This window comes from Streptomyces lydicus, from assembly GCF_001729485.1.
In the GTDB taxonomy this organism is placed as follows: Bacteria; Actinomycetota; Actinomycetes; order Streptomycetales; family Streptomycetaceae; genus Streptomyces; species Streptomyces lydicus_D.
Genome location: NZ_CP017157.1, coordinates 4,575,682 through 4,588,700, shown reverse-complemented (window position 1 = coordinate 4,588,700; position 13,019 = coordinate 4,575,682). Strand labels below are relative to the sequence as shown.

At 73.4% G+C, this 13,019-nt stretch carries 10 protein-coding genes; 4 read left to right on the top strand and 6 right to left on the bottom strand.

What is annotated here, in order from left to right; all coding sequences use genetic code 11:
• The first annotated feature begins 24 nt into the window (after window positions 1–24).
• Window positions 25–843, top strand: coding sequence for a phosphotransferase family protein (locus tag SL103_RS19855; protein WP_069570316.1), 819 nt, complete (start codon window positions 25–27; stop codon window positions 841–843).
• 93 nt (window positions 844–936) lie between these two features.
• Entirely contained in the window at window positions 937–1,965 is a 1,029-nt protein-coding gene (locus SL103_RS19850) for a S66 family peptidase (protein ID WP_069570315.1), read from the top strand.
• Window positions 1,966–2,024: 59 nt separating this feature from the next.
• Here SL103_RS19850 and SL103_RS19845 read toward each other — a convergent pair whose 3' ends face one another.
• Window positions 2,025–3,293 carry an aminotransferase class I/II-fold pyridoxal phosphate-dependent enzyme gene (locus SL103_RS19845; protein ID WP_069570314.1) on the bottom strand — a complete coding sequence of 423 codons (1,269 nt, stop codon included), beginning with the start codon at window positions 3,291–3,293 and terminating at the stop codon, window positions 2,025–2,027.
• Window positions 3,294–3,551: 258 nt separating this feature from the next.
• On the opposite strand from SL103_RS19845, the gene SL103_RS19840 reads away from it, so the two are divergent.
• Window positions 3,552–4,481: an aminoglycoside phosphotransferase family protein gene (locus tag SL103_RS19840; protein ID WP_069570313.1), complete on the top strand. Its 930-nt coding sequence runs from the start codon at window positions 3,552–3,554 to the stop codon at window positions 4,479–4,481.
• Between the two features lie 99 nt (window positions 4,482–4,580).
• On the opposite strand, the gene SL103_RS19835 is transcribed toward SL103_RS19840, so the two are convergent.
• Window positions 4,581–5,864 (bottom strand): MFS transporter, encoded by a 1,284-nt coding sequence (locus SL103_RS19835; RefSeq protein WP_079145869.1) that lies wholly within the window; start codon window positions 5,862–5,864, stop codon window positions 4,581–4,583.
• 54 nt (window positions 5,865–5,918) lie between these two features.
• On the opposite strand from SL103_RS19835, the gene SL103_RS19830 reads away from it, so the two are divergent.
• Window positions 5,919–6,665 (top strand): AraC family transcriptional regulator, encoded by a 747-nt coding sequence (locus tag SL103_RS19830; RefSeq protein WP_069570312.1) that lies wholly within the window; start codon window positions 5,919–5,921, stop codon window positions 6,663–6,665.
• A gap of 45 nt (window positions 6,666–6,710) precedes the next feature.
• Here SL103_RS19830 and SL103_RS19825 read toward each other — a convergent pair whose 3' ends face one another.
• From SL103_RS19825 to SL103_RS19810, 4 genes are all read right to left on the bottom strand, one after another.
• Entirely contained in the window at window positions 6,711–7,388 is a 678-nt protein-coding gene (locus tag SL103_RS19825) for a DUF5825 family protein (protein WP_069570311.1), read from the bottom strand.
• Between the two features lie 30 nt (window positions 7,389–7,418).
• Window positions 7,419–9,353 (bottom strand): RiPP maturation radical SAM C-methyltransferase, encoded by a 1,935-nt coding sequence (locus SL103_RS19820; protein WP_069570310.1) that lies wholly within the window; start codon window positions 9,351–9,353, stop codon window positions 7,419–7,421.
• A 199-nt stretch (window positions 9,354–9,552) separates the two neighbouring features.
• Window positions 9,553–11,523, bottom strand: a complete 1,971-nt coding sequence (locus SL103_RS19815; RefSeq protein WP_069570309.1) for a S9 family peptidase — start codon at window positions 11,521–11,523, stop codon at window positions 9,553–9,555.
• The gene (locus tag SL103_RS19810; protein WP_079145868.1) at window positions 11,520–12,794 is read right to left on the bottom strand and encodes an MFS transporter; all 1,275 of its coding nucleotides are present in this window, start codon (window positions 12,792–12,794) and stop codon (window positions 11,520–11,522) included. Before SL103_RS19810 ends, SL103_RS19815 begins: the two co-directional genes overlap by 4 nt.
• Window positions 12,795–13,019 lie beyond the last annotated feature (225 nt).

Genomic DNA, 13,019 nt, shown 5'->3' with positions numbered 1-13,019 from the left:
CGTAACCAGCAGACGGGAGAGCCGATGACCGCACTCCGCAGCACGCACCAACTCCACCTCACCGACGGCGTGGTGACCAAGCGCTTCACCTCTTGGGGGCACGGTGAGGCGCTCCGTGAGTGGCGCGGTCTCACCCTGCTGCACCGCTACGCGCCCGGCACCGCCCCGGCCCCGCTCACGGCCGCCCTCGACGCGGAACCGCCGGAGGTGACCATGTCCAGGATCGACGGGACGCCGCTGCGCGGAACGGTCGTCTCGCGGCCGGCCCTCCGTGCGCTCGCCCGGGCACTGTCCGCCGTGCACCGTGCCGTCCCCGGTCAGGTGGTCGCCGCGACCCCCACCGGCGCCTGGCACGCCCGCCGGGTCGACACCCACGTCCGCGACCGGCTGGCCCGCCGGCCGGACGGCTCCTGGGAGCCGGTGGTCAGGGAGGCACTCGCGGCGGGGAAGCGGTGGCTGGCCTGCGCGCGTCTGGAGGCGGTCTCCGGCGCGGACGCCGTCCACCCGGTTTTCGGACTGACGGACGGCAACATCGCCAACTACCTCTATGACGGGGACCGGGTACGCCTCGTGGACTTCGAGGACGCCGGCCGCAGCGACCGCGCCTTCGAGCTGGCGGAGATCGGCAGCCACCTCTCCACCTGGGTGGACAGCACCTTCGACGTGGACTTCTTCCTCGGCCGGTTCCCACTCACCGAGGCCGAGTCCGCCCGGATCGGGCATCTGCGCCGGCTCAACGCCCTGTGGTGGCTGGGCAAGCTGCTGAGCGACAACGGCACTCCCCGTCGCAACCCGCCCGGCACCGCCGAGCGGCAGGCGGAGCGGGTGCTCGCCCTGCTGTGAACTGCTGCGCACTGCAGTGAACTGCAATGAACTGCTGTGCAGGGCAGTGAAATTCCCGGGACCGGGGCGCGACGGCGTGTCAGAATTCCGGACATGGCTGTTCGCTATCCGCGCCCCCTGCGCCCTGGTGACCGGGTCGGCATCACCTCCCCGTCCAGCGGCGTGCCCAAGGACCTGTGGCCACGCCTTGAGGTGGCACGACGCGTCGTGGAGTCGCGCGGCTACGAGGTGGTCGTCGGCCGCTGTATGGACGCGGACGGCCACGTCAGCGCCCCCGCGGCCGACCGCGCGCACGAGCTCATGTCGATGCTGACGGACCCCGGCATCAGGGCCGTCGTCCCGCCGTGGGGTGGTGAGACGGCGATCGACCTGCTGCCGCTGCTCGACTGGGACCGGCTGCGGGCGGCCGAACCGACCTGGTTCGTCGGGTTCTCCGACATCTCGACGCTCCTCACGCCCCTGACCCTCCGCACCGGCACGGCGACCCTGCACGGCAACAACCTCATGGACACCCCTTACACGGTGCCCGACGGCCTGCTGTCGTGGCTCGACATCGCCGCCGCACCCGAGGGGCACCGCTTCACGCAGGTGCCACCCGGCCGCCACAGGTCAACGGGCTGGGACGACTACCGTGCCCACCCCGAGGTACGCGAGTGCACCCTCGACGCGGCCGGCAGGTGGACGCGGTTGGACGCCGTCGGTGACGTGGACGTCGAGGGGCGCTTGATCGGCGGGTGCATCGAGACCCTGTGCAACCTCACAGGAACGGCCTACCTCGACACTTCGGCCTTCGCGTGCGCCGAGGCTCCGGAAGGGCTGCTCGTCTATATCGAGGCGGTGGAGGACAACGCCTTCACCATCTGCCGGAACCTGCACGGGATGCGGCTGGCCGGATTCTTCGACCGGGCGAACGCGGTCCTCGTCGGCCGGACCTCGGCACCGGACGACGGCTCCTTCACCCAGCACCGAGCCGTGCTGGACGCCCTCGGGCCGCTCGGCGTGCCGATCCTCGCCGACGTCGAGTGCGGACACGTCCCGCCGTACCTGCCGATCGTCAACGGAGCGCGGGGCCGCGTCGTGCACACCGCCAACCGCAGCGCCCTCACCCAGACCCTGGACTGAGACGCCCGGCCACGCCGTGCCCCGTCCGGCGCGCCTGCCGCGCGCCGGACGGGCGGAACCTAGCGGGCCTGCTGCTCGTACCCCACGAGTCGGACGCAGACGGCGAGACCTTCGAGCGCCTGCTCCAGCTCGGGCAGGCTCGGGTAGCTGGGCGCGATACGGATGACCGCGTCGCGCGGGTCGTTGCCGTAGGGGTGGGTGGCGCCGGCCGGCGTCAGTGCGATGCCCGCCTCGGTGGCACGGCGTACGACCTCCTTGGCGCAGCCGTCCGGCACCTGGAGGGTCACGAAGTAGCCGCCCCTGGGCGCGGTCCAGGTCGCGAGTCCGGTCCCGCCGAGCTCGGCTTCCAGAATCCGCGCCACCGCCTCGAACTTCGGCTGCAGCAGCGCGCGTTGGCGCTCCATGTGCCCGCGCACGCCGTCCGCGTCGCGCAGGAACTGGACGTGCCGCAGCTGGTTGACCTTGTCGGGGCCGATCGACCGCTTGGCGTTGTGGCCGAGCAGCCACTTCAGGTTGGCGGTCGAGGAGCCGAAGAAGGCGACACCCGCGCCCGCCATCGTGATCTTCGAGGAGGAGCCGAACACGAACGCCCGGTCCGGGTTCCCCGCTTCGTCGCAGGCGGCGAGCAGGTCGGCGATCTCGACGGGCTCTTCGGTGAGGTGGTGGGTGGCGTAGGCGTTGTCCCAGAAGATCCGGAAGTCGGGGGCCGCGGTGTTCATCGAGGCGAGGCGCGCCACCGTCGCGTCGCTGTAGCAGGCGCCGTCCGGGTTGCTGTACTTCGGGACGCACCAGATGCCCTTGACCGTCGGGTCCTCGGCGACCAGCTGCTCCACGACGTCCATGTCCGGACCCTCGGCGGTCATCGGCACCGGGATCATGTCGATCCCGAACCGCTCGCAGAGCGCGAAGTGTCGGTCGTAACCAGGAACCGGACACAGGAACGCGATCCGCTCCTGCTCCACCCAGCGCGAGGTGGCGCCCGGCAGGACACCGAGCAGGGCGTGCACCAGGCAGTCGTGCATCAGCTCAAGGCTGGAGTTCCCGGCGGCGAGCAGCTGTCCGGCCGGCACCTGGAGCACCTCGGCGAATATCTCCCGCAGCTCGGGCAGTCCCTGCAGACCGCCGTAGTTGCGTACGTCCGTGCCGTCGGCGGAGGTGTGCACTCCGAGGGGCAGGTTCAGCAATTCCTCGGAGAGGTCGAGCTGCTCCGGCGCCGGCTTGCCCCGGGTGAGGTTCAGGGAGAGCCCGCGGGCCGTGAGGTCCTGGTAGTCTTGGCGGGCCCGCGCAAGGACCTCGGTCAGGGCGTCGGGGCTCAGCTCGGTGGTCATGGTGCTTCCTCTCGCAGGTGCCGCGTCGAAGGGGGGCGCCTGCCGAGAATACAAACCGACGCGGAGCGGCCCGGGAGCTGAACGCTATGTGGACACGGTGACCTCGGAGAGTGGTGACCGCGTCCGTACGCGGCAGACAAGGCATATGTGGATCTTCCTTGCCATATCGCTCATGACGCCGGTGTGGAGTCGTACGTCTGCCGGGGCGGATGTCCGAGTGCTCGGACGCCGGTACGGGCGGTGACGGAGACTGCCCGTATGAAGACGCCGACCTTTATCGACGTACCCGACGCGTTCGCCGTGTCCTACGGCGGGCTGGGCGCCGAGGCACGCGCCTGGCTCGACGGGCTGCCGCGCCTCGGCGGCGACCTCCTGGAGCGCTGGGACCTGCGGCCCGACGGTCCCTCCGCACACGGCATGGCCTCGCTCGTCCTGCCCGTGCTCCGCGCCGACGGCACCCCGGCCGCCCTCAAGCTCCAGCAGCTCCGGGAGGAGACCGCGGGCGCGGCCACCGGACTGCGGACATGGCGGGGCAACGGCATCGTCCGCCTGCTCGACCACGACGAGGAATCCAGCAGCCAGCTGCTGGAACGGCTCGACGCCGGCCGCCCCCTGTCCACGGTCGCCGACGACGGCCGGGCCCTGCAGATCCTCGCCGAGCTGATGGCCCGCCTGACCTCGGTGCCCGCCCCCGAGGGGCTGCGCACGCTGTCCGGCATCGCCGCCGCCATGCTCGACCAGGTCCCGCGGGCCGTGCCGGCGCTGCACGATCCCGCCGAACGGCGACTGGTGCGCAGCTGCGCGTCCGCCGTCGCCGAGCTGGCCGGTGAACCCGGAGACCGGCTGCTGCACTGGGACCTGCACTACGACAACGTCCTCGCCGGCGAGCGGGAGCCCTGGCTGGCCATCGACCCCGAGCCGCTGGCCGGGGACCCCGGGTTCGAACTCCTGCCGGCACTGCACAACCGGTGGGCGGAGGTGGTGGCGTCGGGCGACGTCGCGCGGGCGGTGCTGCGCCGCTTCGACCTGCTGACCGAGGTCCTCGGCCTGGACCGGCGGCGGGCCACCGGCTGGACGCTCGGCCGCGTGCTGCAGAACGCGCTGTGGGACATCGAGGACGGCAATACGCAACTCGAACCCGCGCAGATCGCCATCGCCCAGGCCCTGTTGGGTCGTTCGGCGCGCTGAGGCGCTTCGCCCGGCGAGTCCCGGGCCTCCCGCTGCCCCCGGGCCCCCGGGGCCCCGATGCCCTCGGGCCTGCCGGCCGCGGCACCGGGGGCACGGGCGTCAGGGGCCGGTGGTGCGCGCGGTGTCGCCGTGCGGCGCGCGGGCGACGGCCGTGGCCGGGGCAGGCGCACCGGCTTCCGGCGCACCGGCTTCCGGCGCGGCGGCTGCGGACACCGCGGCCTCGGACACCGCGGCCTCGGGCATGGCGGGCTCGTGCAGGGTGCGCAACAGCAGCCAGCCCAGCGCGGGCAGCGCGATGAGCGGGGCGAGGGCGGTCTGCAGGGAGGTCGCGTCGGCCGCGGCGCCGATGAGGGGGCTGGCGATGCCACCGACGCTGACCGTCAGACCCAACGTGACGCCGCTGGCGGTGCCGACGCGCCGGGGCAGGTAATCCTGGCCGAGGGTGACGTGCAGGGAGAAGGGCACGTACAGCCCGGCGGAGGTCAGCGCGACACACAGGTACAGCAGCGGCCCGGGGACCAGCACGATGCCGGCGACGGCGGGCACGGTCAGCGCGTACGACCAGCGCACCACCTGGACGCGGCCGTAACGCGTCGCGAGCCGGCCGCCCGCGACGGTGCCGATCGCACCGCCGAGGTAGAGCACGAACAGGGCCACGGTGCCCGCGACTTCGCCTCCTCCGCTGCGCTGCCGCGCGTAGAGGGAGATGAAGGCGCTCAGACCGACGAAGACGATCGAGCGGCACACGATGGCCCCGGACATCCTGAGGAAGGCCGGCCAGTCGTCCCTCCCCGCCGGGCGGGCGTCGGCGGGCGCGGTGCGTCCGGTCGGGGCGGGCGGGTTGACCGCACGCAGGGCGGCCACGCACAGCGCGGCGCCCACCAGGGCCGGGACGATCAGCAGCGGTGAGGCGCGCAGGCCGCCGGTGGCGACGACGGCGGAGACGGCGAGCGGAGCGGTGGCGAAGCCGAGGTTGCCCCCGAGGGAGAACCAGCCCATCGCGGTGTGACTGCCACGGCTCGCGACACGGGCGATCCGGGCGGACTCGGGATGGTACGCGGCCACCCCGATCCCGGACACCGCGACCACCGCCAGCGTCAGCGCGTACGAGCCCCCGACGCCGCTGAGCGCGACACCGACGCCTCCGGCCAGCGTGCTCACCGGCAGCAACCACGGCATCGGCCACTTGTCGGTGAGCGCGCCGAACAGCGGCTGGGCCACCGAGGAGAGCAGCGAGGCGGCGAGGACGATGCCGGACGCCGCGGCGTAGGTGTAGGCCCGCTCGGCGAGGAAGAACGGCACGAGGGCGGCCACCGCGCCCTGGTAGACGTCCACACAGGCGTGCCCGAGGGCCAGCAGCAGAAGAGGTCGAGTCGTTGACATGTCTCGATCGTCACGGCCGCCGCGGCTGTCGTGCTTCCGATAAAATGCCAAGGTATGCCGAACATCCGCCACACCCCCGCGGCGCCGGCCCACATCCTCGCTCTGGCCGCCGGAGAGCGCGTCGACGCGCACCGCCACGACAACCACCAGATCGTCTACGCGGGTTCCGGCGTGCTGGCCGTCACCACCGACGCCGGGACGTGGTTCGCGCCCGGGAACCGGGCCATCTGGGTACCCGCCGGAACCGTCCACGCCCACCGCGCCCACGGCCACCTCGAACTGCACACCCTCGGCCTGCCCGTCGGCGACAACCCGCTGCGTCTCGACGCGCCCACCGTCCTCGCCGTCAGCCCCCTGCTGCGCGAGCTGATCCTCGCCTACACCCGCGACCCCACCGGCACGGGCCCCGCACGCCGCCGGCTGCGCGCGGTGCTCATGGACCAGCTCCGCGCGTCACCGCACGAGCCCGTACAGCTGCCCACGGCGACCGACCCGCGGCTCGCCGCCGTCTGCGCGCTCCTGCACACCGACCCCGCCGACCCCGGCACGCTCGCCGAGTTCGGCGCCCGCACGCACACCGGGGAGCGCACCCTCAGCCGCCTCTTCCGCTCCGAATTCGGCATGACGTTTCCCCAGTGGCGCACCCAACTGCGCCTGTACCACGCCCTGAAGATGCTGGCCGACGACCTCCCCGTCACCGTGGTCGCCCACCGCTGCGGCTGGTCCTCCACCAGCGCCTTCATCGACGTCTTCCGCCGCGCGTACGGCTACACGCCCGGCACCCACAACCGCCGCGCATAGCGGCCGGCCGCCGGGCCGGCGCCCGGCGGTGTGACCCGCGCGCGGTCAGATGGCCATCGCCTCCTGGATCCAGCGATGCACTCGGTACGGCAGCCACCACAGCAGCGGGCCGGTACGGGCGATCAGCCGCTCCTGCAGGAAGTCGGCGGCGATCGCCTCCGGCACGGCCGACGGCGGGGCGCCGTACGCCAGCCGGCCGATCGCCTCGTGGTAGGCCGGCTCGTCCGCGGTGAAGCGGCGCAGCTCGCCCCAGCGGCGGTCGCGGATCTGCACGAAGCCGGGTCCCTGGCGCCACAGGCACTTGCAGAGGTAGTGCTCGGTGCGCCACCGCGTCAGGGCGGCCGCCGGGTCGGCGGGGCCGGCCAGCGTCAGCGGCGGCTGCAGGTGGCTGAGGTCGCGCCAGCCGTCGTCTGGCGTCGGCGGCAGCCGCAGCTGCCACTCCACCACGACGGCGTGCGCGGTCAGATCGCGTACGAGGCACAGGCGCCGGACGGCGTGCGCGGCGGCGTCCGGGTCGCCCACCGCGGTGAGGTCGATCGGGTCGGTGAGCCGGACGCGGCGCGCCCCGAGTTCCCACAGCCGGGTGGCGTACTTCTCCGGCGGGCCGGTCAGTTCGACCGCGCCCAGGCCCATGCCGGGCAGCGCGCAGGCGTCCTCGTCGTAGTCGCGCCATGCGCTGAGCGTGAGCGCGCCTCGGGCGGGGGCGGTGGTGGTAGGGGGCATGGGGGTCTCCTCTCCGGGCCGGGTGGGTGCTCAGGCGTGGGCTGCGACGGGGCGGTCCGCCGCGTCCGGCTGGTCCGCCGGCGCAGCCGCCGCGTGGGTGTGGCGCATGAAGTCGAGGCGCAGCAGGTCCTCGTTGACGGCGGCGGGCGCCACATGGACGTACTGGCCGTTGTCGGTGAAGACCAGGCCGAGCGTCACCCAGTGCTGGAGGAGGACGTGGACGGCGGCGGCGTCGAGGGCGTGCTCCGGCAGCCGCGCGGCGAGTTTGCGGGTGAGCGCGGCGGGGGTGTGCGGCTGGTCGAGGAGCCGGAAGGTCTCGATGTCCGTGGGGCGGGTGAGTTCCATGACGTTCCAGTCGAAGGCGTGCCGCCGGCTGACCAGGACGATGCGGTCGCCGAGGTCGGCGTGCGTGAGCCTGCTGTCCGCATGGCGTTTCTTCCACGCGCCGAGGGCGTCGTTGAGGGCGGTGACGGTCGGCTCGCCGATGCCGCGCTCGGGAGCCTCGAAGACGTAGGCCAGGTCCAGCAGTTCGGACTCCGGCAGGTCGTAGGTGAAGCGGTAGTGCTCCTCGGGGCGCAGGCCGGTGAACCCGAGCTCGGGCCGGTTGAAGTACGGACTGAAACGCTCGATCGCGATGCGGGCCGACAGGTCGACCGGCGGGTTGAGGTGTTCCAGCGCCGGTATCTGCGCGATGACCGGCTCGTAGTCGGCGGCGGTCTCCCCGGGGAAGCCGTGCAGGTAGTTCCAGGAGACGGACAGCCCGGTCTCGGCTCCGTCCCTGAGCATGCGGACGTTCTGGCAGCCGCTGACGCCCTTGTCCATCAGGTCGAGCACCCGGCTGTTCAGGCTCTCGATGCCCGGCTGGACGTAGATCATCCCGGCCTCGGCGAGGGTGCGCAGCTGGGGCCGGCGCATGTTCGCCTTGATCTCGATGTGCATCCGCAGGTCGTAGCCGCTGTCGATGATGCGGGGCAGCACGGAGTGCAGATAGCCCATGTCGAGGATGTTGTCGACGACGTACATGTCCAGCACGCGGTGGCGGCGTGCCAGGTCCATGATCTCCTTGTAGAAGGTGTCGGGGCTCTTGCTGCGGAACTGCATGAAGGAGCCGTTGAGGCCGCAGAACGTGCAGTGGTGCTTCTCCCCCCACCAGCAGCCGCGCGCGCCCTCGACGACGAGCTTGGGCTCCACCCAGTTGCGGGCGACGGACGACGCCAGCCGCTCGAAGTAGCCGCCGTAGTCGGGCGGCAGGATGGCGACGGGCGGCAGCGGGCTGGTGCTCATCGGGTTGGCGATGCTCGATCCGTCCGCGCCGCGGTGGCACAGACCGGGGACGGCGGACAGCTCGGTGTCCTCGTCGAGCGCGGTCAGCAGCTGCGGGAAGGCGGCCTCGCCCTCGCCACGGACCACGAAGTCCACGAAGGGGAAGTTGCGGTGCGTCGCGGCGCCCTGCTCGGCGTCGCAGTTCGCCCCGCCCATGACCGTCCGGATGTGCGGGGCGAGGCGTTTGACGTACTTGGCGGCGGCGAGCGCGGCGGTGTTCTGCTGGAAGGTGGAGGTGAAGCCGACGACGTCGGGACCGGCCGCGACGATCCGCTCGGCGATCTCCTGCACGAACTCCGGTACCACCCGGTGCAGTTCGTGCGACATCCGCAGCCGCGCGTCCTTGAGCTTGCCGCGCATCGACGCGTTGAACTCCGGTACGCGCCACTCGGGATCGTCGTAGAGGGCGGAGGAGAACACCCAGTCGCCGCACCCCATGAAGTACGAGGACAGCGCGTAGAACTGGTAGTCGTCACCGGTGAACGCGGTGCGCCGGGTGATCCAGTCGGTGAACTCCAGATTGGCGTGCAGCACGTCGGCCCGGCCGGAGGTGCGCTCGTCGACGCTCCGCCGGAGGATGCCGAGTGCGAGGGACGGCAGATCGATCGGGGACCAGGGCATGTTGACCAGCAGAACGCGCATGACGGCTCCTCGTACGGCGGCGGATGGCAAGGGGCGGCCGCCACGCGTCCCCGCGGGCGTCGGGCGGGTGACGACGGGCGGCCGGCCGGCCCGGTGGCGTACCGGGCCGGCCGGGGAGGGTCACTCCTCCTCGGTGTCCTCCGCGGTGCGGAACGGCACGGTCACCGTGATGCCGATGCCCGGCTTGCGGTTCTCCTCGTCACCCGCGAGCGGGTCGTTGTGGATGATGTCCTTCTGCATGGCTGCTTCTCCTGTTCTGCCGGTGTACGGCATCGGGAATCGGGCCTCGCGATCCGGGGGCACCGGACGTGCCGGTTTCCCCGGGGACCCCGCCCACGGAGGGGCGGGGAGCTCGGTGGGCCGTGCCGGAGCGGCGCAGGTGCCGGTCCAGGAACCGCACGGCGCGGGTCAGTACGGTCATGTGGTGGGCGCCGGTGTAGCCGTCGTGGCCGGTCTCCAGCCACAGCGACTCGTGCGCGACGCCGGCCTCCCGCAGGGCGGTGAGATAGCTGCGTACCTGTCCCGGCGGGCATTTGGCGTCGAGGGTGGCGGCGGCGACCAGCAGCGGGGCGCGTACCGCGGCGGCGTAGTGGAGTGGCGAGCTCCGCGCGTAGCGTTCGGGCACCGTCTCGGGCGTGCCGCCGAACAGCCGCTCGTCCAGGGCCCGCAGTGCGGGGGTGCCGCTGCGGTGCGCCGCCGCGCAGTCCGCGACCGGTTTGACCGCGACGCCCGCCTGCCACAGGCCGGGCCGGGTGCCGAGCGCCAGCAGGGTCAGGTAGCCGCCCCAGGAGGTGCCCCACAGACCGATGGCGTCCTCGCGGGCCAGGCCGCGGCGCAGCAGATCGGCACGGACCGCGACGAGGTCGGCGACCTGGGTCAGCCCGACGCCCTCGCCGAACGCGGCCCGCCAGCGGGGGCCGTAGCCGGTCGAACCGCGGTAGTTGACCCGCGCGACCGCGAATCCGGACGCGACCAGGGAGTGCACCTCCGGGTCGTAGGCGTCGCGGGCGTGGTCGGCGGGCCCGCCGTGGACGAGGAACACCAGCGGGGGACACCCGCCGGACCCGGACTCCGGCCGGCTGAGCAGGGTGTGCACGGGCCCGTCCGGGCCGTCGGTCCACAGCTCGCCGTGCCGGCCGGGCGCGCGGCCGGGCAGCGTGGCGAGGGCCGGCAGCCGGGTGCCGGCGGTGGAGCGCATCCGGGGCGGGGTGGCGGTGTCGGTCCAGAGGTAGTGCACGTCGTCGCCCGGGTGCGGGGCGGCGTCGAGCACGGTGCCCGGCGGCGTGGGCACCGGGGTCAGGGTGCGCCGGTCGAGGTCGGCGGTGACGAGCGTGGAGCGCCCGTGCCGGTCCTGACGGATGAGGACCCGCCGCCCCTCGGGATACCAGCGAGCGGTGATCTCGGTGTCGAAGCAGCACCAGTCGTGCGGTTGCAGACCGTTTCCGGGCCGCCAACTGGCCAGCCGGTAGCGGCTGTTGAGGGTGTCGCCGGCCGTGCGCTGCCGCCCATCCCGCTGCTCGTGGGGCGCCGTGGACTCCGGCCCGCACTCCTGCACGAGCAGCAGTTCCGTGCCCGCCGTCGACGGTGCGAAGCCCAGCGCCCACAGCCGGCCGTGCCGTCCGGAGAGCCGGTCGAGGGGTGCCCCCGTGCGGGTCAGCAGGGTGACCGCGCGCTCGGAACCGGCCGGCCCGGACAGGGCCAGCAGCCCGCCCGAGGGCGAGATGCCCGCCAGCAGCGCAGGGCCGTCGACGGTCGCCACCGGTCGTGCCGGCCCGCCCGGTGTCCCGATGTGGACGGTCGTGCCGCGGCCGTCACCGAGGCCGATGGCCACCGTCCCGGCGTCGCTGACGGCGAGCCCGTGGGGGAGGCCCGGGCGCAGACCGGTCAGGCCGGGACGCCGGGGCCCGCCGCCCTCGAACTCCTCGAAGTACCACTGCCCGAGGCCGTTGCGGTCCTCCGCGAACCACCACACCCGGGCGTCGGCGTCGATGGCGCAGTGCAGCGTTCCGTCGCGGCTGTCGGTGACCCGGCGCGCGGTGCCGGTGGCGGCCTGCCAGGTGAAGATCTCGCAGCGGCCGTCCGCGTCCGCGGCCAGGACCATCCGCAGCGGCTCGCGCGGGCAGACCTCGGGCAGCGCCGGCTGGTAGACCCGGAAATCGCCGGCGCTCATGCGGCCCCCTCGGCGTCGGCGCGGGGGAGACCCGGTGCCGTGCAGGTCGCGTACAGCGCGAGCACCGCCAGCAGCAGGGCGCAGCCGGTGAAGGTGACGGCGGCGCCGGCCCGGTCGGCGGCCAGCCCGGCGAGGGCCGGCGCCAGGGCCGCCCCCGCCCCCGCCGCCGTGGCCAGCACGGTGCCGGTGCGGGCCTGCAGCGCCGGCGGGGTGACCTGGATGACCCGGGCCTGCAGCGCCACGGTGGCCAGTGGCGTCAGCACGCACAGCAGGCCGAAGAGCAGCCCGAACTGCCAGCCCTCCCGGGCCGTGGCCAGGGCGGCGGCGGGTGGCACCAGCAGCCACGACACCGGCACCAGTACGCGCCGTGCGGAGTGCCGGCCGGCCAGTGCGGGCGCGAGCAGCGCGCCACCGAGGCCGGCCGCCCCGGCGAGCGCGAGCACCAGCCCCAGCGCGGCCGCACCCCGGCCGCCGCCCTGCAACGCGAAGACCGTCGTGTAATACAGCGCGACGAGCAGGGCGTTGACGGCCGTGAGCCAGACGAACGCCAGCCGCAGGAAGGGATCGCGGCGGATCACCGCCACGCCCGCCCCGGCCTCGGCCGCCAGTGCTCGCGGTCCGCGGCGCGGGGTGCCGGCCGGTGACCCGTGTTCCCGGGCCGGGGCGAGATCCGCGCGCATGGCACGGATACAGCCGGCCGCGACGGCGTACGAGAGCGCGTCCGCGAGGAACGGCAGCCACCGGCCGGTGTGGAAGAGCAGTCCGCCCAGCGCCGGCCCGAGAACCAGCGCGCCGCGCTCTCCCGCCTGTAATCGGGACAGCACGCGCCGGTGCTCCCCGGGAGGACTCACCAGGGCGACGGTCCCGAGCGAGGCCGCCTCGTAGCACGAGGTCGCACACCGCTCGACGAGGACGGCGGTCAGCAGCACGGCCGGCAGCACCGTTTCCCGTCCCACGGTCACCGCGACGCAGGCCATCGCGAGCGCGGACACCACCGCGGCACCCACCATCACGCTCTTGCGCGCCCCGCGGTCGGCGGGCACCGCGGCGAGCGGCCCCAGCAGCAGCGTGGCGGCCGCGGACAGCCCGGCGACGACCCCCACCTCGGCCGGGGACCAGCCCAGACTCAGCAGCAGCAACGGCAGTACGAGCCCGGACACCTGACTGCCCAGCGCATCGCACGTGCCGGCCCACCAGAACAGCCGGACGTCGCGGCGGGCGCCGGGCAGCGGTACGGCGGACGCGGCGGCCCCCGCGGCGGACGACGTCACCGGGTACGACCAAAGGCCGAGGGCATATCGGCCGCCGAGCCGGAGGACAATCCGGACGGTAAGTGCCCCGACGGGGACGCCGTTGATCGCCGTTCCATGCGAGCCACCTCACGTCTATGTGGGCAGATCGTGAAGATCGGCTCACCGATTAGGTCAACTTGCGGAGGAAATGTGCCCGAAACGTGCCGGAGCTTAGCCACGGAGTGACTCAGGCCACAAGTCGTT